We start from the raw sequence: 24,897 nt of genomic DNA, 5'->3' as shown, positions 1-24,897 counted from the left end.
GCGTCATTTGAGACAATCGATCCCATGATCGAAGCGCGGCGGCTCCACATCCTCCGTGCGGTGGCGGACCACCGCACGGTCACCGCGGCGGCCGCCGCGCTGTACCTCACCCCCTCGGCCGTCTCCCAGCAGCTCACCGCGCTGGAGCAGGAGACCGGCCACCGCCTGGTCGAGCGCGGCGCCAAGGGAGTACGGCTCACCCCGGCCGGGGAGATCCTGCTCAGCCACACCAACGCGGTCCTCGCCCAGCTGGAGCGGGCCGAGGCCGAGCTGGCCGCCTACGGGGCGGGGGAGGCCGGCACCGTCACGGTCGCCGCCTTCGCCACCGGTATCGCGCAGGTCGTGGCCCCTTCGGTGGCCCGGCTCGCCCGGTCGGCGCCCGGCATCCGCATCCGGGTGCAGGACGCGGAGGGCGACGCCAGCCTGCCGATGGTCCTGGACCGGCAGGTCGATGTCGCCGTCGCGGTCGAGTACCGGGGGGCGCCCGCCGCCGACGACCCGCGGCTGACGCACGTCCCCCTGTACGCCGAGCCGTTCGACGCGGTCGTCCCCGTCACCCACCGCCTGGCCGACGGTCCCGAGGTGCCGCTCGCGGAGCTGGCCAAGGACCCCTGGATCGGCCCGTATCCCGGCAATCCGTGCCACGACGTGGTCGTGCTGGCCTGCGAGAACGCCGGGTTCCAGCCGCGGCTCGAACACTCCTCTGACGACTTCCGCGCGGTCGTCGCCCTCGCCTCGGCCGACGTGGGCGTGGCCCTCGTACCCCGCTCGGCGCTGCGCGGCATGGACCTGGCGGGCGTGGTCGTCCGCCCGGTCGACGGGGTGGCGCCCACGCGCCGGGTGTTCGCCGCCGTGCGCCGGGGCGCCGAGGGGCACCCGCTGATCCGCCCGGTCCTCGACGCGCTCCGCGCCGCCGCCGAGGACGCCTGAGAGCCCCTCGCGCCGCCGGGTGGAGGCGACACGCGTGTCGCCACGCCGGCCGCCGAGGGTCTGCGCCGGGTCACCGCCCAGCGGACCGAGGTTTCCGGCGGCGCCCTCCTCCGAACGACCGGGCGGCAGCCTGAGGGGACGCGGGCGGTCGACGTCGCCGGGCGGCTTCAGGATGCCGGCTTCCGAGCCGCTCACATTCGGGATATCGTCCCGGATATGAAACAGGAGCAGGGGCTCGGCCCCGATCCCGTCGACGTCCGGCTCGGTGCGCGTCTGTCCGCACTCCGGGCCGAACGTGGCTGGTCCCTGGGGGAGTTGGCGGAGCGCAGCGGCGTCAGCCGGTCCACGCTGTCCCGGGCCGAGCGGGCCGAGACCAGCCCCACCGCCTCCCTGCTGAACCGGCTGTGCGCGGTCTACGGCCGCACCATGTCCCAGCTGCTCAGCGAGATCGAGGCGGAGCCCGCGCCGGTGGTCCGCGCCGCCGACCAGCCGGTGTGGCAGGACCGCGCCTCCGGCTTCGTCCGCCGCTCCGTGTCCCCGCCGCACGGCGGGCTGCGCGGCGAACTCGTCGAGGGACGCCTCACCGCAGGCGCGGACATCTCCTACGACCGGCCGCCGGTGCCCGGCCTGGAACAGCACATCTGGGTGCTCGAAGGCACCCTCGCCGTCACCGTCGGGGACACCGGGCACCGCCTCGGCCGAGGCGACTGCCTGCGCCTGCGGGTCCGGGGGTCCACCCGGTTCCGCTGCCCCGGCCCCGAGGACGTGCGCTACGTGCTGGCGGTGGTGCGGCCGTGAACATCGAACGCCCCGACGCCGCCCGGCTGCTGGGCATGACCGACACGCTGGCCGAGCTGCTGACCGACACCGTGGACGGCGGCTCCTCCGTAGGCTTCCTCGCGTCGCTCGACCGTGCCGCCGCCAGGGCCTGGTGGGCCAAGCGGTGCGCGGCCGTCGCCGCCGGCCGGCTCGCGGTGTGGACGGCGTGGGAGGAACCGGGCCGGGTGCTGGGCAGCGTGAGCCTCGTCCTGCCCGACAAGCCCAACAGCGCGCACCGCGCGGAACTGGTGAAACTGATGGTGCACCGCACCGCGCGCGGCAAGGGCCTCGCCCGGAGGCTGCTGACCGTGGCGGAGGAGGCGGCGGCCGGGCAGGGCATCACCCTGCTGCACCTGGACACCGAGACCGGCAGCCCCGCCGAGCACCTGTACCGCACGTCCGGCTGGACCGAGGTCGGCGCGATCCCGGACTACGCGGCGGACCCGGGCGGGGTGCTGCGGCCGACGACGATCTACTACAAGAGGCTGCCCTTTGTGACATCGCGGGAGGGCAACGCCCCATAGGGGCGGGGGGAACTGCGCAACCGGGAGCCCGGGGGCCGAGCCCCCGGAAACGGGAGGGCAGGCACCGGACGGTGACTGTCGGTCCCACCGGCTACCGTGCCTGCCATGCCGGATGCCGAAGACGTACGACGGATCGCCTTGTCCCTGCCGGACACCACGGAGAAGGTCGCCTGGAACATGCCCACGTTCCGGGTCGCGGGGAAGATGTTCGCCACCCTGCCCGAGGACGAGACGTCCGTCGCCGTGCGCTGTCCCAAGGAGGAGCGCGACGAACTCGCCCTCGCCGAGCCGGAGAAGTTCTGGATCGCGGACCACGAGGCCATGTTCGCGTGGGTCAGGGTCCGTCTCGCCGCCCTGGAGGACGAGGGCGAACTGCGTGACATCCTCGCCGACTCCTGGCGCCAGGCGGCCCCGACCCGGCTGCTGGAGGCGCACCCCCGGCTGGGACTGCCGCCGGAGGGCTGATGGCTTCGGGGGCGTACGGCCTCATCCCGTTGTCAGTGGCTCGTGGCAGTATCCCGATCACGCGAGGCCGCCGGGTCCGGAGGGGGGTCCCGGCGGCCGCATCGCGCGTCCGCGGCCTCGTCGCACGAGGTCAGACGCCTGCGGGCACGGCTTTGGCGGTGAACCGGGTGATCCGCTCGCGCAGGGACCGCGCGTCCAGGCCGTGTGCCGCGACATGCTCCTCGAACTGCCCGTAGCGCCGCAGCTCGGCCCGGCCCACACCCAGCCCCAGTACCCGGTGCGGCACGTCGGCCAGCGCGTCGTTCGCCGCGGCCGTCGACGTCCCCGTCAGATACGGCTCCACCAGCACCACGTCCGTCCCCGCCGTCGCGGTGGCACGACGCAGCGCGGGCGCGTCGAAGGGGCGGACCGTGGTGGCGTACAGCACCGTGACGTCCAGGCCCTCCGTCGCCGCGATCACCGCGTCCAGCATCGGCCCCACCGCGACCACCACCCCGGCGCGCCCCTCGCGGACGGTGTGGAACCGCTCCCTGTCCACGGGCAGTCCGACCGCGTTGGCCTGCAGGGACAGCCGCACGTACACCTTGTCGTCGCCGGCGGCCACCGCGTGCCGCAGCAGCGTTTCCGCCTCGTCCGGATGGCCCGGCACATGCACGGTCCAGCCGTCCAGGGTGTCAAGCAGCGCCACGTCACCCGGCGCCATGTGCGTGTAGCCCCCGGCCGGCCAGTCGAAGGACGCGGCGGCGCTCACCAGCACCGCCCCCACGCCCTGGTGCCCGAGATCCAGTTTGACCTGCTCGAACGGCCGCTCGACCAGGAAGGAGGCGAAGGTGTGCACCACGGGCCGCAGCCCCGTCAGCGCCATCCCGGCCGCCGCTCCCACCAGCAACTGCTCCCGGATGCCGACGTTGACCATCCGGTCCGGGTGCCGGCGCAGCGCCTCGGTGAAGCGGTCGGCGCCGACCTCCGCGAGGACCACGGCGACCCGCGGATCCTCGTCGAGGAGCCGGGTGACGACGGGGGCGAAGCGATCACGCATGCTGTCCACGGGGATCGTCCTTTCGTTGAGTGAGGTGACGGGAGGGGAGAAGGGAAGTGAGGTGACGGGAAGGAAGGGACGGCTCAGGCGGACTTGGGCTCGACCCGGGCCACGACCGCGTGCGGCCTGCCCGGGTGCGGCGCGGTGAACGCGGCGTACAGCGCGTCGTGGTCCCGCCCGTCGACCGTGCGGGCGGACCAGCCGGCCGCCTCGAAGCGTGCGGCGATCCCGCCTGGAAGGGCGTACGTCGCCGAGGAGTTGTCGACCACGACCGTGTGCAGCCGGTCCAGACCGGCCGGGCCCGCGAAGGCGATCGCCTCGTGGTTGCTGCCCTCGTCCAGCTCGGCGTCCCCGATCAGCGTCCATACCGCCGGTTCACCGAGGCCCTGGGCGCGCAGCCCCAGCGCCGTGCCCACCGCGATCGGCAGCCCGTGCCCCAGCGACCCGCTGCCGATCTCCGCCCCCGGCACCAGCGTCCGGTCCGGATGGTGGCCCAGCGGGGAGTCGTACGAGCCGAAGCCGGGCAGCCGGTCCACCGGCAGGAACCCCTTCGCGGCGAGGACGGCGTAGTACGCCATCGGCCCGTGCCCCTTGGACAGCAGGAACCGGTCCCGCCCGGGATCGTCCACGCTCCCCGGGCCGACGCGGAGCACCCGGTCGTAGAGCACCCACAGCACGTCCAGCGTCGAGGTGGCCGCCGGTCCGTGCTTCTCGTCCCCGGTCATCAGCCCCATCAGGCCCGGAAGACCGGCGTATCCGTACGTCTGTGTGCGCCGCTCGGTGATCGTCATGCCACCGATCCTGCGACCTCAAGCTCGCTTGAGGTCAAGTGGCACCCGCGGGCAGGGGCGCCGGGAAACGGATGCGCGATCACCGCCCCGAGTGCGGTATGGTTTCCGTGCGCGTTCGGCCGGGGGAATCCCCAGGTCAGACGGGCAACGGGACGTGGCGCAGCTTGGTAGCGCACTTGACTGGGGGTCAAGGGGTCGCAGGTTCAAATCCTGTCGTCCCGACTCGTCGGAGTCGTAGGTGAGGGCCGGTTCGGAAGCATCCGAACCGGCCCTCACCCTTGCGCGCACCGCCTCCGGTGCACCGGAGACCGTGGCGATGTCAGGCGGGGGCGCCGAGCGGCGGGTGCTCCAGCACCCGCGGCTTGTACTCGACCAGCTGGATGCGGCCGTCGAAGGTGCGGTGCTCGGTCATCTCCAGGGCGACGTCCGGATAGCCGTCGTAGATACGCTCCTCGCCCGTGGCCCCGGTGATCACCGGGAACATCACCACCCGGAAGCGGTCGACGAGCCCGGCCCGCAGCAGGGACCGGCTCAGGCTGAGGCTGCCGATCGTGCTGAGGAGCCCCGAGCCGTTCGCCTTCAGCGCGCGGACGGCCTCGACGGCGTCGTCGCGGACGAGCGTGCAGTTCGCCCACTCCAGCGGCTCCTCCAGCTTCGAGGAGAACACCACCTTGGGCGCTTGCGTGAGCTCGTCGACCGACTCCTCCTCCTCGGGCCTGAACTCGTCCTGGCCGGCCGGCACCTTGCCCGCGGCGAAGCCCGACATCAGACGGTAGGTGTTCGCTCCCATCAGATAGGTGACCTCGGGCTGCTCGCCGAGCCAGGCGAGGTACTCCGGACCCTCCAGGCCCCAGAACCCGGGCCACCCCTCTCCCGAGGCGTAGCCGTCGAGGGAGGTGATGAAATCGACGAGAAGCTCCGACATGGCGCTGTCCCTTCCTTGAGAACTCTTCTTGTGTGTCACGAGCCAGGACCGGGCGGGAGCCGCGAACTCATCGGCCCCGACGCTTGAATAATCGCCCGCGTATGTCCTTGATGTCGCATTCATGACTGCCTAACGTTCCGGCGGGAGGACATCGCCGCGGGTCACGACGCCCGCGCCGCCGGCCCGGGAGCGAGGTGTGGAGCGCGTGCACGTGAGGTGCGGACGTCACAGAAGGCCGCGACGCACGCGGGCGCTGCTCGCACTCACCCTGCTGGCGTCCACGCTCGCCGCCTGCGGAGGGGACGACGACGGCTCCCGCCCCACCCTCAACTGGTACAACTTCCCCGACGACTCCGGCGCCCTCCAGCAGGCCGCCGACCGGTGCAGCCGGGAGTCCGGCGGCCGCTACCGGATCGTCTACAACAAGCTGCCCCGCGCCGCCGACGGCCAGCGCCAGCAGATGGTGCGCCGGCTCGCCGCCGAGGACGACTCCCTCGACATCCTCGGCCTGGACGTCACCTGGGCCGCCGAGTTCGCCGAGGCGCGCTGGATCCGCGAGTGGACCGGTGACGCCAAGCGCCGGGCCACCGAGGGCACGCTGGAGGTGCCGCTGCAGACGGCGACCTGGAAGGGCAAGCTCTACGCCGTCCCGTACAACACCAACATCCAGCTGCTCTGGTACCGCAAGGACCTCGTGCCGAAGCCGCCCACGACCTGGGCCGAGATGCTGGACATGTCCCGCGACCTGGCCCGGCAGGGCAAACCGCACTACGTCGAGATCCAGGGCGCCCAGTACGAGGGCCTGACCGTCTGGTTCAACTCCCTGGTCAACAGCGCGGGCGGCTCCATCCTCAACCCGAGCGTCACCGAGCCGTCGCTCGGCCCGCCCGCCGTCCGGGCCGCCTCGATCATGCGGGACCTCGCCCGCTCCCCGGCCGCCGACCCCTCCCTGCCCAACCAGATGGAGGACCAGAACCGGCTCGCGATGGAGTCGGGCGTGGCGGCCTTCGAGATCAACTACCCCTTCGTCTATCCGTCGATGAAAAGCAACAACCCGAAACTCTTCAAGGACTTCCGCTGGGCGGTCTACCCCCGCGTCGACGCCGACCGCCCCTCCCGGCCCACCATCGGCGGCATCGACCTGGCCGTCAGCGCCTTCTCCCGCCACCCCGACCTGGCGTTCGACGCGGCCCTGTGCCTGCGGAACCGGGAGAACCAGCTCACCGCCGCGCTCGAAGGCGGACTGCCCCCCACCCTCCGCGCCCTGTACGACGAGCCGGAGTTCATGAAGGAGTACCCCTTCTCCCAGGAGGTCCTGGCCTCCCTGGAGTCGGCGAGCGTACGGCCGCTCACCCCCGCCTACCAGAACGTGTCGATCGCCGTCTCGCACACCCTGTCCCCGCCCTCCGACATCCAGCCGGAGAGCGACGTCTCCACCATCAGGGAACAGATCGACGAGGCCCTGCGATCCGAGGGTGTGATCCCGTGAGCACCATGGCAGAGCCGGCGAAGGACGAGGCGAAGACGAAGAAGGCGCTGTCGGCGGGCGCCCGGCAGGAACGCCGGCTGGGCTGGCTGCTGTGCGCGCCCGCCGTGATCGTCATGGTCGCCGTGACCGCCTACCCGATCGGCTACGCGGTCTACCTGTCCCTCCAGCGCTACGACCTGCGCTTCCCCAACCGCGCCGAGTTCACCGGCCTCAGCAACTACGGGGCCGTGCTGACCTCTCCGTTCTGGTGGGACGCCTTCTGGGTCACGCTGTTCCTCACCGTCGTGTCCGTGGCCATCGAACTGGTCCTCGGCATGGGCCTCGCCCTGGTGATGCACCGCACGCTTTTCGCGCGCGGCACGGTCCGCACCGCCGTCCTCATCCCGTACGGCATCGTCACCGTCGTCGCCGCCTTCTCCTGGCAGTACGCCTGGACACCCGAACTCGGTTACCTCGCCGACCTGTTGCCCAGTGGCGAGGCCCCGCTCACCGAGCAGTGGCCCGCGCTGTGGCTGATCATCCTGGCCGAGGTGTGGAAGACCACCCCGTTCATGGCGCTGCTGCTGCTCGCCGGCCTCGCCCTGGTTCCCGAAGAGACCCTGAGAGCCGCGATGGTCGACGGCGCCACCCCCTGGCAGCGGTTCGTCAAGGTCATGCTGCCGCTGATGAAACCGGCGATCCTGGTCGCCCTGCTGTTCCGCACCCTGGACGCCTTCCGGATCTTCGACAACATCTACATCCTCACCGCGGGCGCCCACGGCACCGGATCCCTGTCCATCCTCGGCTACGACAACCTGTTCACCGCGCTGAACCTGGGCATCGGGTCGGCGATCTCGGTCCTGATCTTCATCTGCGTCGGGATCATCGCCTTCACGTTCGTCAAGCTGTTCGGCGCCGCAGCTCCGGGCGCGGAGGTGAAGCGCTGATGGCCGCCGCCGGCAGGTCGCACGCGACGCGATGGGGCGTCGTCAACGTCGTGGTGGTGCTGTACGCCCTGTTCCCGGTGTGGTGGATCGTCGCACTGTCGTTCAAGGCGCCCAGCACCCTCACCGACGGCAGTTACATCCCCACCGACTGGACCTGGGAGAACTACCGGGGCATCTTCCAGACCTCCGAGTTCACCCGGGCCCTGATCAACTCCATCGGCATCGCGCTCATCGCCACCGCGATCGCGGTGGTCCTGGGCACCATGGCCGCCTACGCGGTGGCCCGGCTGCGGTTCCCCGGCAAGCAGGTGCTCATCGGGATGTCGCTGCTGATCGCGATGTTCCCGCCGATCTCCCTGGTGTCGCCGCTGTTCAACATCGAACGCAGCATCGGCATCTTCGACACCTGGCCCGGCCTGATCATCCCGTACATGACCTTCTCGCTGCCGCTGGCGATCTACACCCTGTCGGCGTTCTTCCGGGAGATCCCCTGGGACCTGGAGAAGGCCGCCAAGGTGGACGGGGCCTCGCCCGCGCAGGCCTTCCGGCTGGTCATCGTGCCGCTGGCCGCGCCGGGCGTGTTCACCACGGCCATCCTCGTGTTCATCTTCTGCTGGAACGACTTCCTCTTCGCGATCTCGCTGACCTCCACCGAGTCCGCGCGCACGGTGCCCGCCGCGATCGCGTTCTTCACCGGCAGCTCGCAGTTCCAGCAGCCCACCGGATCGATCGCCGCGGCCGCCGTGGTGATCACCGTCCCGATCATCATCTTCGTCCTGCTCTTCCAGCGGCGGATCGTCGCCGGCCTCACCTCCGGCGCGGTCAAGGGATGAGCCCGAAGGCAAGGAGGCAGCACCCATGGCCGAGATCGTCCTCGAGGGAGTCACCAAGCGCTATCCCGACGGATCCCTCGCCGTGCGGGACGTGGACCTCGACATCGCCGACGGCGAGTTCGTGATCCTGGTCGGCCCCTCCGGCTGCGGCAAGTCGACCACCCTGAACATGATCGCGGGCCTGGAGGACATCACCGAGGGCACCCTGCGCATCGGCGGACGGGTCGTCAACGACCTCGCGCCCAAGCAACGGGACGTGGCCATGGTCTTCCAGAGCTACGCCCTGTATCCGCACATGAGCGTGCGGGAGAACATGGGTTTCCCGCTGCGACTGGCCAAGGTGGACAAGGCGACCATCGACAGCAAGGTCGAGGAGGCCGCCCGGGTGCTCGACCTCGTCGAGTTCCTGGACCGCAAGCCGGCCAACCTCTCCGGCGGACAGCGCCAGCGGGTCGCCATGGGACGGGCCATCGTGCGCGACCCCAAGGCGTTCCTCATGGACGAACCCCTGTCCAACCTCGACGCCAAGCTCCGCGTGCAGATGCGCACCCAGATCTCCCGGCTGCAGCGCCGCCTGGGCACCACCACCGTGTACGTCACCCACGACCAGACCGAGGCCATGACCCTCGGTGACCGGGTCGTCGTGATGCGCCAGGGCGTGGTCCAGCAGGTCGGCACCCCCGCCGAGCTGTACGACATGCCCCGCAACCTGTTCGTGGCGGGCTTCATCGGCTCCCCGTCGATGAACTTCGTCCAGGCGTCCCTGACCACGGACACCCTGCACACCCCGCTCGGCGACCTGCCGCTGGACGACCGCATGCGCCGGGAGCTGGAACGCCGGGACGCGCCCCGCGACGTCATCGTCGGACTGCGGCCCGAGGCGTTCGAGGACGCGAGCCTGGCCCGCGACACCGGCGGCCCCGTCGTCACCGTCACCGTGGACGTGCTGGAGTCGCTGGGCTCCGACGCGTACGTCTACTTCAGCGCCGAGGGCGGCCCGGTGAGCACCGCCGAACTGGAGGAGCTGGCCTCGGACTCGGGCCTGAAGGACACCGGTGCCGGGGCGGCCCAGCAGATCGTGGCCCGGCTGGACGCGGCCACCCGCGCCCGCGAGGGCGCCCCCGTCGAGCTGCGGGTCGACCTCGGCAAGGCGCACGTCTTCGACCCGTCGAACGGCACCAACCTGACCCACCCGGAGAGCTGACCGCGTACCCGTCCGGGCCGCCTCCGCGCGGAGCGGCCCCGACGGGTGCGCGGGTCAGATCACGCAGCCCGCGTGCGCCAGCGCCTGCTTCAGCAGCACCCCGTGCCCGCCGGGCATCTCGCTCTGCACGGCCCGCGACACGGCTTCCTGCGGGGTGAACCACACCAGGTCCAGGGCATCCTGCCGGGGCCGGCAGTCACCGGTCACCGGCACGATGTACGCCAGCGACACCGCGTGCTGCCGAGGGTCGTGGAACGGGGTGATGCCCTGGGTGGGGAAGTACTCCGCGACCGTGAACGGCTGAAGCGACGCCGGGACGCGGGGCAGTGCCACCGGGCCGAGGTCCTTCTCGAGATGACGCAGCAGGGCGTCCCGGACGCGCTCGTGGTGCAGCACCCGGCCGGAGACCAGGGAGCGGCTGACCGTCCCGTCGGGTCCGATGCGCAGCAGCAGACCGATGCTGGTGACTTCACCGCTGTCGTCCACCCGCACGGGGACGGCCTCGACGTACAGGATCGGCATCTGGGCGCGTGCCATCTCCAGGTCGTCGGAGGACAGCCAGCCCGGCGTGGTCTCGGTCATGTCAGACATTGTTTGATCATACTTTCGAGGGTCAGGGCTTCACGGCCACCGCGCCGTACTGGGGTACCACGAGGGTGGAATCGGGCTCCGCGCGCCACTGCGAGCAGGAGACCAGACCGGGCTCGACGAGGTCCAGGCCCTCGAAGAACGCGGAGATGTCCGCCGCGCCGCGGGCGGTGATCGGGGGAGTGGCGTTGGCGTTCCAGAACTCCATCGCGGGGACCTGGAGTTCACCGCCCACCTCGGCGTCGTAGGTGGGGTGGGTGAGTGCGAGGAAGCTGCCGGAGGGCATCTCCGCCATGATCCGGCGCACGATCTCCCGAGCCTTGTCGGTGTCCAGCACGAAGTTGAGGATGCCCAGCAGCATCACCGCGACCGGCCGGGAGAAGTCGAGCGTCGCGGACGCTCGCGCCACGATGGCGTCCGGGTCGTGCACATCGGCGTCGATGTAGTCGGTGGCGCCCTCGCCGGTGCCGGTGAGCAGGGTGCGGGCGTGGACCAGGACGATCGGGTCGTTGTCGACGTAGACGATCCGCGTGTCCGGGGCGATCCGCTGCGCGATCTCATGGGTGTTGTCCGCCGTCGGCAGTCCGGTGCCGATGTCGAGGAACTGACGCACACCGCGCTCCCGCGTCAGATACGTCACCGCGCGGCCCAGGAAGTCCCGGTCCGCGCGGGCGATGTCCCGGATCACCGGGATGATCGACGCGACGTGGTCACCGACCCGCTGGTCGACCTCGTAGTTGTCCTTGCCGCCGATCCAGTAGTTCCACACGCGCGCGTTGTGCGCCACACCGGTGTTCAGCCTCGCCGAGCCGCTCGTCGGGGTGTGGCTCTCACTCACGGTCTCTCCCTCTCCCTCGCCCGCGTACGGCCCGTGCCGGCCGCCCCGGCCATTGTGCATCGCGGTGATCACGTTGTCCCGGGAACGGAACGGGTCGCCCCGTGAACCGGGGCGACCCGAAAGGAAACTGAGCGGGGATCAGCGTGACCCGGCTCTGCGCAGGGTGTCCTCGGCGACGCTCTTGTCGAGCGCCGCGCGCACCAGCGCCGAGGACAGCACGGCCGGTTCGGTCCGCCCGGCGAGGCCGAGCAGCCGGTCCGGGTCCTGCGGCAGCCCCAGCCGCCGCGCGCCCCGCAGCGCCTTGGCGTCCACCTGCGGGGAGGCCTCGGGCCACACGGCCTGCACCTCCCGCAGGAAGATGTCCGCGCCGGCCGGACCGATGCCGGGGAACTCCTGGAGCAGGACCCGCAGTTCGCGGACGTCGCCGTCCGCCTCCGCGCGCAGCCCGCGCAGGTCACCGCCCCAGCGGTCCAGCAACAGTTCGGCTGCCTCGCCGAGTTGGGTGGCGGTGCGCTCGTCGTAGCGCCGGTAGCCGCCGCGGCCGAGCGCGTCCACCCGCTCCTGCCAGGCCGCGTCCGCCATCCGCCGGGGGTCGTGCAGCCCCGCCTCGTGCAGGGCACGGGCGGTGGCCACGGCGACCGATCCCTTGATGCGGGCGCTGAGCAGATGGGCGAGCACCAGCAGCCGGTACAGCGGCTGGGGCGTGTTCCGCAGGGTGATGCCCGCCTCGTGCGCGTACGTCTCGCCGTGCGCGTCGACGAGGACGCGCACCACGGCCCGTTCGTCGTCGCGGCCTGCCACGGCTACCCCCTGAGCGGGTCGTGGCCCAGGGTCATCAGACGGTGGCGGCGGGCCGTGTCCTCGGCCACCGGCTCGTTCTCCGGGTCCGTCTCCTCGGACACGGTGTCCACGACCTCCTCCATCACGCGCAGGTCGTCCTCGGTGAGGTCGGTGCGGCGCTTCTGCAGGATGGACAGCACGTGCTGTCCCGTGTCGCTGCCCGCCCGGTCCGGCAGCGGCTCCGTCGTCTCGTCGGCGTCACTGACCCGCAGCCACGCGGACAGCTCGGCCGACGTCATGTTCACCGCGCGGTGGAAGTCCTCCCACAGCGCGTCCATCTCGAGGGCGTCGCTCATCATGTGCCCCTTCGCTCACGTGCGTCGTGCGCCGGGAAGACGCTCAGGACTCCCCGGGGAAGTTCTCCGCCTCGAACATCCAGCGCTGCTTCTCCAGGTCGGCGGTGATCGAGATCAGCAGGTCCTGGGTGACCAGGTCGGCCTTCTCGGTGGCGTCGATGCGCTCGCGCAGCCGCGTGACCGCCGCGCCCAGGGCGTCGGTCATCACCTCGACGGCCTCCGAGTCGCGCAGCCAGCCCTCGGCGGGGGCGGGCAGGGAGAAGACCTTGGCGATCGTCTCCGGGCGGCCGTCCGGCGGTACGCCGAGCGCCGCGGCGCGCTCCGCCACGGTGTCCGCGTGCGTACGCGCGGCCGAGACCACCTCGTCCAACTGGAGGTGGACCGAGCGGAACCGCGGTCCCACGACGTTCCAGTGCGCCTGCTTGCCGATCAGCGACAGCCCGAGCAGGTCGACCAGGGTCTCCTGGAGGGCCTCGCTGGAAACGCGGCGGGCCTCGTCCGGAAGTGTGCTCCTCACGACGGTCATGGAGTGGTGTTCCTCCTTCTTGATGCGCTCGTGGACAAGGAGCGGGTTTCGCGCCGGGTGTCGCCCGCGCGCGCCGCGCTCCGTGACCACTCCGTGAACGCGCGGGTGCCCCCGGCCCCTGAGGACAAACCCGCCCCGCGGTACGGGAGGACCCCCTGTGACCTGAGGGAGGATTCGCCGTGACCTCCCGGATCTTCCCCGTGCCGGGTCCGGCGGTCTATAGTCCGAAACTAGCGGTGCTAATTAAAAGAGCCGCCGATCGCAGCCCAGCCGTCGGCATCCGGATCAGGAGTCCTCGTGCGTCCCGTCCACTTCGCGGCCGCCCGCCGCACCCCCATCGGCAAACTGCGCGGAGCCCTCTGTGGCGTACGGCCCGACGACCTCGCCGCCGCCGTGATCCGCGGCCTGGTCGCCGACGTGCCCGCGCTGGACCCGGCCCGCGTCGACGACGTCTACTGGGGCGCCGCCAACCAGGCCGGCGAGGACAACCGCAACGTCGCCCGCATGGCCGCCCTGCTCGCCGGCCTCCCCGAGTCCGTCCCCGGCGCCACGGTCAACCGCCTGTGCGCCTCGGGCCTGGAGGCCGTCACCACCGCCGCCCGCACCATCGCGGCCGGCGAGGCCGACATCGTGATCGCCGGCGGCTCCGAGTCCATGAGCCGCGCCCCCTTCGTGCTGCCCCGCCCCGACGAGGCGCTCCCGCACCGCATGGAGACCTTCGACACCCGCCTCGGCTGGCGTCTGGTCAACCCGGCGATGAAGGAGCTGCACGGCCTGCTGGCGATGGGTGAGACCGCCGAGGAGGTCGCCGGCCGGTACGGCATCTCACGCGAGCGCCAGGACGAGTTCGCCCTGCGCAGCCACCGGCGCGCCGCCGACGCCCGCAAGAACGGCCACTTCGACGACGAACTGCTGCCCGTGACCCGCCCGGACGGTGTGGTCGTCGACGCCGACGAGTGCGTCCGCGAGGACACATCCCTGGACAAGCTCGGCCGGCTGAAGCCGGTGTTCCGGGCGGGCGGCTCGGTCACCGCGGGCAACGCCTCCCCGATGAACGACGGCGCCGCCGGCCTGATCCTGGTCAGCGAGGAGGCCCTGAACGACCTCGGCCTGGAGTCGCTCGGCCGCTATGTCGCCGGCGGCTCCGCGGGTGTCCACCCGGACGTCATGGGGATCGGCCCCGTCCCCGCCACCCGCAAGGTGCTCGCCCGCGCCGGCTGGGACATCGGCGACATCCAGGAGGCCGAGTTCAACGAGGCGTTCGCCGCGCAGGCCCTGGCCTGCGTGGACCAGCTCGGCATCGACCCGGAGCTCGTCAACGTCAGCGGCGGCGCGATCGCGCTGGGCCACCCGCTGGGCTGCTCCGGCGCCCGCATCCTCACCACCCTGCTGCACCGCATGCGCCGCACCGGCGCCGAACGGGGCCTCGCCACCATGTGTGTGGGCGTCGGACAGGGCAGCGCGGTGCTGGTCGAGCGGCACTGACGGGCGGCCGCCGGGGCACCGCCCCCGGCGGTCACCGGGTGGGAGGCGCCGTACAGGCGGCCGATGCCCGCACGTAGCATCGGTCGCCGCATGAACACCATGACCCTCTGGGACCTCACCGGCTGGCAGTTCGCCGCACTGGCCCTCGCCGCCCTGCTCGTCGGCTTCTCCAAGACCGCCGTCAGCGGGGCGAACACGGTGAGTCTCGCCGTGTTCGCCGCCGTCCTGCCCGCCCGCGCCTCCACCGGCGTGCTGCTGCCCATCCTGATCGCCGGGGACGTCCTCGCCGTGCTGACCTACCGGCGGCACGCGCACTGGCCGACCCTGTGGCGGCTGTTCCCCGCCGTCGCGGCGGGCGTGGTCGTCGGCACCGTGTTCCTGATGTGGGCGGACGACGGCATCGTACGGACCTCGATCGGGGCGATCCTGCTGCTGATGTCCGCGGTGACGGTGTGGCGGCGGCGCCGTGCCGACGCGGAGGAGGAACCCGACGCGGTGACCACGAAGGCAGGCCGCGCCAAGGCCCGCTCCTACGGGGTCCTCGGCGGCTTCACCACCATGGTCGCCAACGCGGGCGGCCCCGTGATGTCGATGTACCTGCTCTCGGCGGGCTTCCGGAAGCTGGGCTTCCTGGGCACGTCGGCGTTCTTCTTCCTCATCGTCAACACGTCCAAGCTGCCGTTCAGCGCGGGGCTCGGCCTCATCGACGCCGACTCGCTGCTGCTCGACGCGGCCCTGGTGCTGTTCGTGGTGCCCGGCGCGTTCCTCGGCAAGTGGGCGGTGACCCGGATCAACCAGCGGCTCTTCGAGCAACTCGTGATCGCGGCGACCGTCCTGGGCGGGCTGCAGCTGCTGCTGCGCTGATCAGGAGCCGCCCCGCGCGGCTCCGCTCACGACTCGCGCCGCCCCGCGTGCGGGCGGTGCAGCCGGGTCGGTGCCGCCGTGCGGCCGACCGTCGCGGCGAGCTTCCGCAGCCGGCGCCAGTCCATTTTCGGCGGGGCCGGAGCGACACCGGGCCGCCTTCGCGGCACGCGCACCCGCAGCGCGCCCGGCGCCGTACGGCAGCGCACCGGCGCGGGCAGCATCATCGCCTCCCCGTCGACACCCGCCTCGATCTCCTCCCGGTCCGCCTCGATGACCACCTCCGGCGCGGTCAGCACCGTCAGCCCGGCCGGATCCGGGTTCAGCAGCAGCGCGGCGGCACTGATCGCGCCCTCCACCCGCACCCCCAGAACGCCCAGCGTCCCGGAGTCCAGCCGCTCGCGCCGGCCCAGTCCGAACGGGTCGCCGGTGCGGTACGGGTTGTTGCTGACCAGCACCGCCTGCGGCGCGGTGAGCGTGGTGTCCCCGGCGCGGGCGACCAGCCGGGGGCCCTGCTGCCCGGTGAGCAGATCGGGCAGCATCTCCAGACTCGTGCCGAGCTTGTCGTCGCGGTAGGCGGGGCTCTGCACGATTGCCGCGTACGCGCCGAACGACGCGTTGTTCACGAACGGCTGGTCGCCCGCGAACCCGAGATCGACCCGGATCTCCACTCCGTCCGTCAGCGCGTCCAGACACGCGGCCGGGTCGCTCCGGTCCAGGCCGAGGTCCAGCGCGAAGTGGTTGCGGGTGCCCGCGCTGATCACCAGGAAGGGGACGCCGTGCTCGGCGGCCACCGCCGCGACCAGCGCCTGGGTGCCGTCGCCGCCCGCCGCGCCCAGCAGATCGGCGCCGTCCGCGACGGCCGCCCGGGCCAGCTCGGTGACGTCGTGCTGCTCGCCGGGCTCCAGCAGCACCACCCGGGCGCCCAGCCGCTCGGCCTTCTCCCGCAGCCGGAACCGGCCCACCTTGCCGCCGCCCGACCGCGGGTTCATGATCAGCACCGGCTTGCGGGGCGGCGGCAGCCGCCGCTCGCGCACCGGGGTGTGGCCCCCGGTCCCGCGCAGCGCGTACCTGCCGCTCCACACCGCCAGGCCCCACAGGGCCAACGACACCAGCAGCGCCCAGAACAAGGTCACCGCGAACAGCGTCAGCAGGCCCGCCGGGACGCACACGGCGACCAGCGCCGCCCCCCACCGCAGCGGCCCGCGCAGGGTCAGCGTCCACCACAGGGCCGCGGCGCTGAGCCCCAGCCCGGCCACCCCGAGCACCAGGAGCAGCAGTCCGCGCAGCCCGCCGTAGACCAGGGGCGCCGCCACCGCGAGCGCCGCCGCGAGCAACGCCCCCCGCGCCGCCCACCGCTGGGCGTGATAGCCCCGCCTGCTCCAGTCCACGGCCATGACTCCTTCGATCGTCCGGCGTCATCGTAGGGCGTGCACGCACACGCGTGCGGGCCGAAAGCGATCATCGGCGCACGGGCGCCGCCGATCGCCGTACCCGGTCCTCGTACGCTCGGCGCATGTCCCCGCACGTGCTGATCCTCGGCGGCACCACCGAGGCGCGCCGGCTCGCCACCGGACTGACCGCCCGCCCCGGCACCAAAGTGACCACCTCGCTCGCCGGACGCGTGTCCCGGCCCGGCGCGCTCGACGGCGAGGTACGCGTCGGCGGCTTCGGCGGCCCGGAGGGACTGGCCGCCTGGCTGCGTGAGGAGAGCGTGGACGCCGTCGTCGACGCGACCCACCCGTTCGCCACGACGATCACCGCGAACGCGGCCCGTGCCACGGCCTCGGCCGGGGTGCCCCTGGTGGTGCTGCGCCGCCCCGGCTGGCGGCCCGGCCCCGGCGACCGCTGGCACCCGGTCCAGTCCCTGGAGGCTGCCGCCTCCGCGCTGCCCGCACTCGGGCGCCGGGTGTTCCTGACCACCGGGCGCCTCGGCCTCGCGGCCTTCGCCGGGCTCACGGAACTCAGCTTCGTCGTACGGTCGGTCGAGCCCCCCGAACCGCCGCTGCCCCCGCACACGTATGTCCTGCAGGCCCGCGGCCCGTTCACCGTGGCCGACGAGACGGCGCTGCTGCGCGAGCACCGCGTGGACGTGCTGGTGACGAAGGACAGCGGCGGCGCGGCGACCTCCGCGAAACTGACGGCCGCGCGCGACCTCGGGCTCCCGGTCGTCGTCGTCAGGCGCCCACCGCTGCCGGCCGGGATCACCGCCGCCCTCGACGTGCCGTCGGCACTGCGCCGGCTGGACGACGTCCTCGCGGGCCCCGGTAGCCGGCCTAACGCTCGTCGGGGGAGCGGCGCAGCAGGTAGGTGTCCATGATCCAGCCCTTGCGCTCCCGTGCCTCGGCGCGCAGCCGCTCGATGCGCGGGGCGGCCTCGGCGAGCGGGCCGGAGACCATGATCTCGTCCGGGGTGCCGATGTACGCGCCCCAGTAGATGTCGACGTCCTCGTCGGTGAAGGCGCGGAAGCGCTGGTGGGCGTCCAGCATCACCACCACGTCGTCCACGCCGTCCGGGAAGCCCTCCTCCGCCAGCCGCCGGCCCGTGGTGATCTGCACCGGGCGCCCCACCCGGTTGAGGCCCGTGCGGTGCCGGGCGACGAGCGCCGAGACACTGCTGATGCCCGGCACGACGTCGTGGTCGAAGGCGACCGTGCCCCGCTCCCGCACCTCCTCCAGGACGGCGAGGGTGCTGTCGTACAGCGCCGGGTCGCCCCACACCAGGAACGCGCCGGTCCCGTCCTCGCCCAGCTCGTCGGCGATCAGCCGCTCGTAGATGTCCGCGCGGGCGCTGCGCCAGTCGCCCACGGCGGGGGAGTAGGCCGAGCCGCCCGCCGAGCGATCCCGCTCCGGGTCGCGCGCCTCGACGACGCGGTACGTCCGGTCCGCCAGGTGTGTGTCCAGCATGTCCCGGCGCAGCCCGGTCAGGTCCGCCTTCGCCTCGCCCTTGTCGAGGATGAAGAACACGTCCGTGCTCCGCATGGCCTTGACCGCCTGGAGGGTGAGCTGGTCGGGGTCGCCCGCGCCGATACCGATCACATGAATAGTCCGCACGCCCCGAGTCTGCCGCACACCCCCGGGCACGATCACATCGCACCCGGAGGCCGGCCCACGCACGGTCAGGTGCCGTCGCCCCCGCAGGTCAGGCGGAGCCCCGCAGCCGTGGCGCACGGGCGGCCGGGTCGACCGGGTCACCCTGACCCCGCTCGACCTCCGCGGCCACCTCCCGCGCCCACGCGACCACCCCGGGCAGGTCGATCCCGTGCGGCCCGGACCCCGCCTCCGGCGCCCCTTCCGCCCACGCCTCGGCGGCGCCCGCCCCGCGCCGCAGCAGCCGGGCCCCGCCGGTCACGTTCCCGCGGGCGGCATGGGTGAGCCCCACGGCCATCTGCGCCAGCCCCCGCCACAGCTCCCGTTCCTCCTCGGGACCCGACTTCCAGGCGTCCTCGAACACCTCGTGCGCGTGGAACGGCTTGCCCTCGTCCAGCAGCCGCTGCGCCTCGGCGACGCTCTCCTCCGGCCGCCGCACCACTCCCTCCGGCTGCCGGGGCACGCCCTCCTCGCCGTACGGCAGGGGCCGCCCGAGTCCGTCGCGCGGGCGGGCGTTGCGCGCCCGGCCCTCAGTGTCGCGGTCGCGCCCCGCGGCGCCCGCCCGGTCCGTGGATGTGCTGTCCGTGGTGCCCATACGGCCGATTGTGCCCCGGCGGCCCGCACAGCTCACCGCCCCGCTCACCGCCCGGCTTCGGTCCGGCGCGGAGTGTGCTGTAAAGTGCTTCTCGCGCGATCACGCGGTTCACCCGCGCGACGCGCACCGGGACGTGGCGCAGCTTGGTAGCGCACTTGACTGGGGGTCAAGGGGTCGCAGGTTCAAATCCTGTCGTCCCGACTTGCGACACAGCAGGTCGTCGGGCCGTATCGGAGCATTCCGGTACGGCCTTTCCGCGTCCGCGCCTCGGTCGAGCGCGATCCGGGCCCGCACCGGCAGGTGGTCGCTCCCCGTGGCGGGCAGGGTGTCGATCCTGCCCACGGTCGCCGAGCGGGCCATCACCTGGTCGATCCGCACCAGCGGCAGCCCGGCCGGGAAGCTGAAGGCGAACCCGCGCCGAGGCACCTCCAGCCGGGACGTCAGCGGCGCCAGACCCCGGTCGTCGACCGTGCCGTTCAGGTCGCCCATCAGGATCACCCGGGCCAGCGGCTCCTCCGCCACCGCCCGCCCCAGCAGCGCGGCGCTCTCGTCGCGCCCGGCGGACGTCATCCCGCGCGGCACGATCCGGACCGACGGCAGATGCGCCACGTACACCGCCACCTCGCCGTGCGGCGTGGCCGCCACCGCCCGTAGGCCCCGGCTCCACGGCTCGGTCAGGCGGGCCGGCTTGATGTCCAGCGTCCGTGCGCCGCTCAGCGGGTGCCGCGACCACAGCCCGACGGTGCCGCGCACCACGTGATGCGGATAGCGCGTGGCGAGGACCCGCTCGTACGCGGGCAGCGCGTCGGGCACCAGTTCCTCCAGCGCGATCAGGTCGGCCCCGGCCCCGGCTCCGGCGAGGGCGCGGGCCGTGCCCGCCGGGTCGGGGTTGTCGTCGGCGACGTTGTGCTGCACGACGACCAGGTCGCGCGGGCCCGCCGCGTCCGGGGGCAGGAGCAGCCCGCCGAAGAGGTGCGTCCACACCGCCACGGGCAGCAGCAGCGACACCAGTGTGGCAGGCGCACGGCGCAGCAGGCCGTACAGGAACAGGGGCACGACCGCCAGGCCGAGCCACGGCAGGAGCGACTCCAGCACGCTCCCCACCCGGCCCGGCGTGTCCGGCACCGCCCGGTGGAACGCCATCAGCCCCGCCGTCAGTACGGCCAGGGCCGCGGGCACCCGCCCCCGGGTCGGGCGGGTTCTCACGATGTCCACCCGGGCATCCCCTTCACACGTCGTGGTGATCAGTTCTGATCGTCAGGACGAGCGGGGACCGCCTCCCGGTTCACGGTCTGACGAGCAGCTGGAAGTCGAACGAGTAGCGGGACGCGCGGTAGATGTGGCTGCCGTACTCCACCGCCCGTCCCGTGTCGTCGTACGCCGTGCGCTGCATGGTGAGCAGGGCGGCGCCCTCCTTCTCGTCGAGGCGCTCGGCCTCCTCGGCGGTGGCCGAGCGGGCCCCGACCGTCTGGCGGGCGCTGTGCAGGGTGATGCCGGCCGCCCGCATCATCCGGTACAGGCCGCCCGCCTCCAGTCGGGCGCTGTCCAGGTCGAGCAGGCCCGCCGGGAGGTAGTTGCTCAGCAGGGCGACCGGCAGGCCGTGCGTGCGGCGCAGCCGCTCCAGCAGCACCACCTCGCCGCCCTCCGCCAGCCCCAGCGCGGCGGCCACCCCGGGCGGGGCCGGGACGGTCTCGTTGCGGACGACCTCCGTGGTCGGGGCCTGCCCGGCCGCCTCCAGGTCGTCGTAGAGGCTGGTCAGCTCCAGCGGGCGGCGCACCTGGCTGTGCACCACCTGGGTGCCCACCCCGCGCCGCCGGACCAGCAGCCCCTTGTCGACGAGGGACTGGATGGCCTGGCGGACGGTCGGCCGGGACAGGCCGAGGCGCACCGAGAGGTCCACCTCGTTGCCCAGCAGGTCGCCCGGGGCGAGCACCCCTTGCGAGATCGCCGCCTCCAGCTGCTGGGCGAGCTGGTAGTACAGCGGCACCGGACTGCCCCGGTCCAGGGCGAAGTCCAGGGAGTGCAGCGCGGGTCCGGCCGCCGCGCGTGCGGGGTCACCGGTCTTCGCCATGGACGTGCCTTCCTGTCGGGGTTCCCGGCCGGGGCGCGGGGGACGACGGGTTCACAGGTGGCGGCGGCGCCCGGCGACCTGGGCGTCGTAGCGTTCGCGGGCCTTTCGCGCGGGCTCGCGGGTGGCGACCTCGGCCACCGGCACGTCCCACCACGCCTCGGCCGGGGGAGCGGTCGGCGCCGGGTCGGTCTCGACGTAGACGCAGGTCGGCCGGTCCGAGGCGCGGGCCTCGGCGAGGGCGGTGCGCAGCTCCCGCACCGTCTTGGCGCGCAGCACGTCCATGCCGAGGCTGGCCGCGTTCGCCGCGAGGTCCACCGGCAGCGGGGCGCCGGTGAAGGAGCCGTCGGGGGCGCGGTACCGGTAGGCGGTGCCGTAGCGCTCGCCGCCGGTCTCCTCCGACAGGCCGCCGATGGAGGCGTAGCCGTGGTTCTGCACCAGTACGACATTGACCGGCAGGCCCTCCTGGACGGCCGTGACGATCTCCGTGGGCATCATCAGGTACGTGCCGTCGCCGACCAGCGCCCAGACGGGCGTGCCGGGCGCGGCCTGCTGGACGCCCAGCGCGGCCGGGATCTCGTAGCCCATGCAGGAGTAGCCGTACTCCAGGTGGTACTGGCGGGGGCCGCGGGCGCGCCACAGCTTGTGCAGGTCGCCGGGGAGCGAGCCCGCCGCGTTGATCACCACGTCGTCGTCGCCGACCACCGCGTCCAGCGCGCCCACCACCTGCGTCTGGGTCGGCACGGCGGTGTCGTCGTCGGCGCTCAGGGCCGCCTCGACGACCTCGTCCCAGCGTTCCTTGCCCGCCCGGTACTCCGCCTCGTACGCCTCGTCCACGCGGTACCCGGCGAGCGCCTCCGTGAGCCGCTCCAGACCGGTCCGCGCGTCGCAGACCAGGGTGCGGGCGGCGAGCTTGTGGGCGTCGAAGCCGGTGACGTTGACGTTCACGAACCGCACGTGCGGGTCGCGGAACAGCGTGCCGGAGGCGGTGGTGAAGTCGGTGTAGCGGGTGCCGACGCCGATCACCACGTCCGCGTCGCGGGCCAGCGCGTCACTCACCGCCGTGCCGGTGTGGCCGATGCCGCCCAGGTCGGCGGGGTGGTCGTGGCGCAGCGAACCCTTGCCGGCCTGGGTGGAGGCGACCGGGATGCCGGTGGCCTCCACCAGCGCCCGCAACGCGTCCTCGGCCTCGCTGTGGTGGACGCCGCCGCCCGCGACGATCAGCGGCCGGCGCGCCGCCCGTACCGCCGCCACGGCCGCGTCCAGCTCCACCGGGTCCGGGGCGGGCCGGCGTACCGTCCACACCCGTTCGGCGAAGAACTCCTCCGGCCAGTCGTACGCCTCCGCCTGCACGTCCTGCGGCAGCGCGAGGGTGACCGCACCGGTCTCGGCCGGGTCGGCGAGGACCCGCATCGCGTTCAGCGCGGACGCGATCAGCGCCTCGGGACGGGTGATCCGGTCGAAGTGGCGGGAGACCGGGCGGAGCGTGTCGTTGACGGACACGTCGGCCTCGACGGGGTGCTCCAGCTGCTGGAGCAGCGGGTCGGCGGCACGGGAGGCGAAGTAGTCGCCGGGCAGCAGCAGCACCGGCAGCCGGTTGATGGTGGCGAGCGCGGCGCCGGTCACCATGTTGGTCGCGCCGGGGCCGATGGACGTCGTCACCGCCTGCGCGGAGAGCCGGTTGAGCTGGCGGGCGTACCCGACGGCCGCGTGCACCATCGCCTGCTCGTTGCGGCCCTGGTGGTACGGCATCGCGTCGCGGTACTCGACGAGCGCCTGTCCGAGCCCGGCGACGTTGCCGTGGCCGAAGATGCCCCAGGTGCCCGCGATCAGCCGGCGGCGCACGCCGTCCCGCTCGGTGTACTGCGCGGACAGGAACCGCACCAGGGCCTGGGCGGTGGTCAGTCGGCGGGTGGTGGCGCTCATGCGGACCTCTCCGGTGCGGTGTAGAGGGGGAGTCGGGGGTCGACGGGCTGCTGCGGCCAGGTGTCGCGGATCCAGGCGTGGTCGGGGTGGTCGCAGATCAGCCAGGCGCGTTCGTCCTCGGGTCCCGCCATGACGTTGAGGTAGTACATGTGGTGGCCGGGCACCGCCATCGACGGGCCGTGCCAGCCGTCCGGGATGAGGACGACGTCGCCGTCGCGCACCTCGGCCAGCACGTCGGTGTCCCGGCCGGGCCCGGACGGGGAGACCCGCTGGTAGCCGAGGCCCGGGGTGCCGTCGTGGGCGGCGAACTCGAAGTAGTAGATCTCCTCCAGCACGGACTCCTCGCCCGGCCGGTGCTCGTCGTGCTTGTGCGGCGGGAACGACGACCAGTTGCCGCCCGGGGTGAGCACCTCGACCGCGATCAGCTTGTCGCACTCGAAACCCTGTCCGTCACCGCCTCCGGCGGGGGCGGCCGCGCCGAAGTTGTTGACCTGGCGGGAGCAGTTCCCGCTGCCGCGCAGCTCCACCGGCACGTCCGACGCCGGGCCGTACCGCGCGGGCAGCCGCCGCGTGCAGCGGGCGCCGGTCAGCGCGAACCGCCCGCCCTCCGCCGAGGACACGGTGACCCGGGCGTCCCGCGGTACATAGGCGAAGTCGGTCACGCCGTCGAACACGCTCGTCCGGCCGGTGAGCGCGAACTCCTCGTGGCCGAAGTCGTCGTCCGAGGCGACCGTGCAGGCGCCGCTCAGCGGCAGCACGATCCACTCGCTGTCCCCGGTGTCGAAGGTGTGCGAGCCGCCCGGCTCCAGTCGCAGCACCCGCAGCGAGGAGTGTCCCCAGCCGGCGCTGTGCGGGCTGACGTCGACGGTGTAGGGGCCGGCGACGGCCTTGCCCGCGGGAAGGTGATGGGTCATGCGGTGCCTCCGTCTGCGTACGTCGTCGTACGGGCTTGTCACAACAGGCCGACGGCCGTGTCCACCGCCGTCTCCACACTGCCCTCGGCCGGGTAGAGCAGGGAGCGGCCGACGACCATGCCCTGCACGGTGGGCAGCCGCAGCGCCTTGCCCCACCGCTCGTAGGCCGCCTCCTGGTCGCCGACCTCGCCGCCGAGCAGCACCACCGGCAGCGTCGAGCTGCGCAGCACCTCCGCCATGTCGTCGACGTTCTCGGTGACCGGCAGCTTCAGCCAGGTGTAGGCGGAGGTGCCGCCGAGCCCCGAGGCGATCGCGATGGACCGGGTGACGGCCTCGGCGGACAGGTCGTTGCGGACCCGGCCGTCCACCCGGCGGGAGATGAACGGCTCCACGAACACCGGCAGCCGGCGCGCGGCCATCGCGTCCACGGCGCGGGCCGAGGACTCCAGCGTGGCCAGCGAGCCGGGGTCGTCGTAGTCGATGCGGACCAGCAGCTTGCCCGCGTCGAAGCCGAGCCGCTCGATGTCCTCGGCGCGGTGGCCGGTGAAGCGGTCGTCCATCTCGAAGGACGCCCCGGCCAGGCCCCCGCGGTTCATCGACCCCATGACGACCTTGTTCTCCAGGGCGCCGAGCAGCAGCAGGTCCTCCAGGATGTCGGCGGTGGCCAGCACCCCGTCCACACCCGGCCGGGACAGCGCGACGCACAGGCGTTCCAGCAGGTCGGCCCGGTCCGCCATGGCCAGGCGCCGGTCGCCTATGCCGAGCGCGCCCCGGGCGGGGTGGTCGGCGGCCACGATCAGCAGCCGTCCGCTGTCGCCGATCAGCGGACGGCGGGCCCGGCGGGCGGCCGCCTCGGCGACGGCCTCGGGATGCCGGGCGCGGACCGTGGTGAGGTCGGGGATGCTCAGATTCAAGGGAAGGGCTCC

26 protein-coding genes, 2 tRNA genes and 1 pseudogene are annotated in these 24,897 nt (G+C 72.9%); 13 read left to right on the top strand and 16 right to left on the bottom strand.

Features of this window, described 5'->3' with window-relative positions; translation table 11 throughout:
- The first annotated feature begins 24 nt into the window (after nucleotides 1-24).
- The 4 genes from B100_RS0106990 (at nucleotide 25) to B100_RS0106975 (ending at nucleotide 2,738) form a co-directional block, all read left to right on the top strand.
- Nucleotides 25-930 carry a LysR family transcriptional regulator gene (locus tag B100_RS0106990; RefSeq protein WP_024883725.1) on the top strand — a complete coding sequence of 302 codons (906 nt, stop codon included), beginning with the start codon at nucleotides 25-27 and terminating at the stop codon, nucleotides 928-930.
- A gap of 216 nt (nucleotides 931-1,146) precedes the next feature.
- A complete protein-coding gene (locus B100_RS0106985; RefSeq protein ID WP_024883724.1) occupies nucleotides 1,147-1,728 on the top strand; it encodes an XRE family transcriptional regulator in 582 nt (193 codons plus the stop codon).
- Entirely contained in the window at nucleotides 1,725-2,273 is a 549-nt protein-coding gene (locus B100_RS0106980; protein ID WP_024883723.1) for a GNAT family N-acetyltransferase, read from the top strand. The genes B100_RS0106985 and B100_RS0106980 overlap by 4 nt, the downstream gene beginning before the upstream one ends.
- Nucleotides 2,274-2,378: 105 nt before the next feature.
- On the top strand, nucleotides 2,379-2,738 hold the full coding sequence (locus tag B100_RS0106975) for an MmcQ/YjbR family DNA-binding protein (protein ID WP_024883722.1): 360 nt from the start codon (nucleotides 2,379-2,381) through the stop codon (nucleotides 2,736-2,738).
- Between the two features lie 130 nt (nucleotides 2,739-2,868).
- Here the strand turns inward: B100_RS0106975 and B100_RS0106970 are convergent, their stop codons facing one another.
- On the bottom strand, nucleotides 2,869-3,786 hold the full coding sequence (locus B100_RS0106970; RefSeq protein ID WP_024883721.1) for a transketolase: 918 nt from the start codon (nucleotides 3,784-3,786) through the stop codon (nucleotides 2,869-2,871).
- A gap of 74 nt (nucleotides 3,787-3,860) precedes the next feature.
- Entirely contained in the window at nucleotides 3,861-4,568 is a 708-nt protein-coding gene (locus tag B100_RS0106965; protein ID WP_024883720.1) for a transketolase, read from the bottom strand.
- A 148-nt stretch (nucleotides 4,569-4,716) separates the two neighbouring features.
- On the opposite strand from B100_RS0106965, the gene B100_RS0106960 reads away from it, so the two are divergent.
- Nucleotides 4,717-4,790, top strand: a tRNA-Pro gene (locus B100_RS0106960).
- A 97-nt stretch (nucleotides 4,791-4,887) separates the two neighbouring features.
- Here the strand turns inward: B100_RS0106960 and B100_RS0106955 are convergent.
- A complete protein-coding gene (locus B100_RS0106955; RefSeq protein ID WP_024883719.1) occupies nucleotides 4,888-5,493 on the bottom strand; it encodes a dihydrofolate reductase family protein in 606 nt (201 codons plus the stop codon).
- 211 nt (nucleotides 5,494-5,704) lie between these two features.
- On the opposite strand from B100_RS0106955, the gene B100_RS0106950 reads away from it, so the two are divergent.
- Genes B100_RS0106950 through B100_RS0106935 form a run of 4 tightly spaced genes read left to right on the top strand, consistent with a single transcriptional unit; the run spans nucleotide 5,705 to nucleotide 9,945 of the window.
- Entirely contained in the window at nucleotides 5,705-6,982 is a 1,278-nt protein-coding gene (locus tag B100_RS0106950) for an ABC transporter substrate-binding protein (protein WP_199785214.1), read from the top strand.
- The gene (locus B100_RS0106945) at nucleotides 6,979-7,908 is read left to right on the top strand and encodes a carbohydrate ABC transporter permease (RefSeq protein WP_024883717.1); all 930 of its coding nucleotides are present in this window, start codon (nucleotides 6,979-6,981) and stop codon (nucleotides 7,906-7,908) included. The genes B100_RS0106950 and B100_RS0106945 overlap by 4 nt, the downstream gene beginning before the upstream one ends.
- On the top strand, nucleotides 7,908-8,741 hold the full coding sequence (locus B100_RS0106940) for a carbohydrate ABC transporter permease (protein WP_024883716.1): 834 nt from the start codon (nucleotides 7,908-7,910) through the stop codon (nucleotides 8,739-8,741). The genes B100_RS0106945 and B100_RS0106940 overlap by 1 nt, the downstream gene beginning before the upstream one ends.
- 25 nt (nucleotides 8,742-8,766) lie before the next feature.
- On the top strand, nucleotides 8,767-9,945 hold the full coding sequence (locus tag B100_RS0106935) for a sn-glycerol-3-phosphate ABC transporter ATP-binding protein UgpC (protein ID WP_024883715.1): 1,179 nt from the start codon (nucleotides 8,767-8,769) through the stop codon (nucleotides 9,943-9,945).
- Nucleotides 9,946-9,999: 54 nt separating this feature from the next.
- Here B100_RS0106935 and B100_RS0106930 read toward each other — a convergent pair whose 3' ends face one another.
- From B100_RS0106930 to B100_RS0106910, 5 genes are all read right to left on the bottom strand, one after another.
- Nucleotides 10,000-10,527 (bottom strand): NUDIX hydrolase family protein, encoded by a 528-nt coding sequence (locus B100_RS0106930; protein WP_024883714.1) that lies wholly within the window; start codon nucleotides 10,525-10,527, stop codon nucleotides 10,000-10,002.
- Between the two features lie 31 nt (nucleotides 10,528-10,558).
- Complete coding sequence (locus tag B100_RS0106925) at nucleotides 10,559-11,371, bottom strand: SAM-dependent methyltransferase (protein WP_024883713.1); 813 nt, start codon at nucleotides 11,369-11,371, stop codon at nucleotides 10,559-10,561.
- A 138-nt stretch (nucleotides 11,372-11,509) separates the two neighbouring features.
- Entirely contained in the window at nucleotides 11,510-12,172 is a 663-nt protein-coding gene (locus B100_RS0106920; RefSeq protein WP_024883712.1) for an endonuclease, read from the bottom strand.
- Nucleotides 12,173-12,174: 2 nt separating this feature from the next.
- Entirely contained in the window at nucleotides 12,175-12,507 is a 333-nt protein-coding gene (locus B100_RS0106915) for a DUF3140 domain-containing protein (protein WP_024883711.1), read from the bottom strand.
- A gap of 43 nt (nucleotides 12,508-12,550) precedes the next feature.
- A complete protein-coding gene (locus B100_RS0106910) occupies nucleotides 12,551-13,033 on the bottom strand; it encodes a Dps family protein (RefSeq protein WP_024883710.1) in 483 nt (160 codons plus the stop codon).
- A 297-nt stretch (nucleotides 13,034-13,330) separates the two neighbouring features.
- Between B100_RS0106910 and B100_RS0106905 the strand changes: the two genes are divergently transcribed.
- Together B100_RS0106905 and B100_RS0106900 are read left to right on the top strand one after the other, a co-directional pair.
- Nucleotides 13,331-14,518, top strand: coding sequence for a thiolase family protein (locus tag B100_RS0106905; protein WP_024883709.1), 1,188 nt, complete (start codon nucleotides 13,331-13,333; stop codon nucleotides 14,516-14,518).
- A gap of 90 nt (nucleotides 14,519-14,608) precedes the next feature.
- Nucleotides 14,609-15,382 (top strand): sulfite exporter TauE/SafE family protein, encoded by a 774-nt coding sequence (locus B100_RS0106900; protein WP_024883708.1) that lies wholly within the window; start codon nucleotides 14,609-14,611, stop codon nucleotides 15,380-15,382.
- Between the two features lie 26 nt (nucleotides 15,383-15,408).
- Here the strand turns inward: B100_RS0106900 and B100_RS0106895 are convergent, their stop codons facing one another.
- Nucleotides 15,409-16,776 (bottom strand): diacylglycerol kinase family protein, encoded by a 1,368-nt coding sequence (locus B100_RS0106895; protein WP_024883707.1) that lies wholly within the window; start codon nucleotides 16,774-16,776, stop codon nucleotides 15,409-15,411.
- A 119-nt stretch (nucleotides 16,777-16,895) separates the two neighbouring features.
- On the opposite strand from B100_RS0106895, the gene B100_RS0106890 reads away from it, so the two are divergent.
- Nucleotides 16,896-17,699 (top strand): cobalt-precorrin-6A reductase, encoded by an 804-nt coding sequence (locus tag B100_RS0106890; protein ID WP_024883706.1) that lies wholly within the window; start codon nucleotides 16,896-16,898, stop codon nucleotides 17,697-17,699.
- On the opposite strand, the gene cobF is transcribed toward B100_RS0106890, so the two are convergent.
- On the bottom strand, nucleotides 17,656-18,432 hold the full coding sequence (gene cobF, locus B100_RS0106885) for a precorrin-6A synthase (deacetylating) (RefSeq protein WP_024883705.1): 777 nt from the start codon (nucleotides 18,430-18,432) through the stop codon (nucleotides 17,656-17,658). The genes B100_RS0106890 and cobF overlap by 44 nt on opposite strands.
- An 88-nt stretch (nucleotides 18,433-18,520) precedes the next feature.
- On the bottom strand, nucleotides 18,521-19,063 hold the full coding sequence (locus tag B100_RS0106880) for a DUF309 domain-containing protein (protein ID WP_024883704.1): 543 nt from the start codon (nucleotides 19,061-19,063) through the stop codon (nucleotides 18,521-18,523).
- A 127-nt stretch (nucleotides 19,064-19,190) separates the two neighbouring features.
- Here B100_RS0106880 and B100_RS0106875 point away from each other — a divergent pair.
- Nucleotides 19,191-19,264, top strand: a tRNA-Pro gene (locus B100_RS0106875).
- Nucleotides 19,265-19,423: 159 nt separating this feature from the next.
- Here the strand turns inward: B100_RS0106875 and B100_RS37520 are convergent.
- From B100_RS37520 to B100_RS0106845, 5 genes and pseudogenes are all read right to left on the bottom strand, one after another.
- Nucleotides 19,424-20,206, bottom strand: a pseudogene (locus B100_RS37520) (endonuclease/exonuclease/phosphatase family protein); the annotation flags it as partial.
- A gap of 142 nt (nucleotides 20,207-20,348) precedes the next feature.
- The gene (locus B100_RS0106860; protein ID WP_024883701.1) at nucleotides 20,349-21,134 is read right to left on the bottom strand and encodes a GntR family transcriptional regulator; all 786 of its coding nucleotides are present in this window, start codon (nucleotides 21,132-21,134) and stop codon (nucleotides 20,349-20,351) included.
- Nucleotides 21,135-21,185: 51 nt separating this feature from the next.
- A complete protein-coding gene (gene iolD / locus B100_RS0106855) occupies nucleotides 21,186-23,057 on the bottom strand; it encodes a 3D-(3,5/4)-trihydroxycyclohexane-1,2-dione acylhydrolase (decyclizing) (RefSeq protein ID WP_024883700.1) in 1,872 nt (623 codons plus the stop codon).
- Nucleotides 23,054-23,971, bottom strand: a complete 918-nt coding sequence (iolB, locus tag B100_RS0106850) for a 5-deoxy-glucuronate isomerase (protein WP_024883699.1) — start codon at nucleotides 23,969-23,971, stop codon at nucleotides 23,054-23,056. The genes iolD and iolB overlap by 4 nt, the downstream gene beginning before the upstream one ends.
- 38 nt (nucleotides 23,972-24,009) lie before the next feature.
- Nucleotides 24,010-24,885, bottom strand: a complete 876-nt coding sequence (locus B100_RS0106845; protein WP_024883698.1) for a Cgl0159 family (beta/alpha)8-fold protein — start codon at nucleotides 24,883-24,885, stop codon at nucleotides 24,010-24,012.
- Nucleotides 24,886-24,897: the final 12 nt, after the last annotated feature.

The sequence above is a fragment of the Streptomyces sp. CNH189 genome, assembly GCF_000527195.1.
The sequence above is the reverse complement of the archived record's forward strand: the minus strand, read 5'-3'. Positions and strand labels throughout refer to the sequence as shown.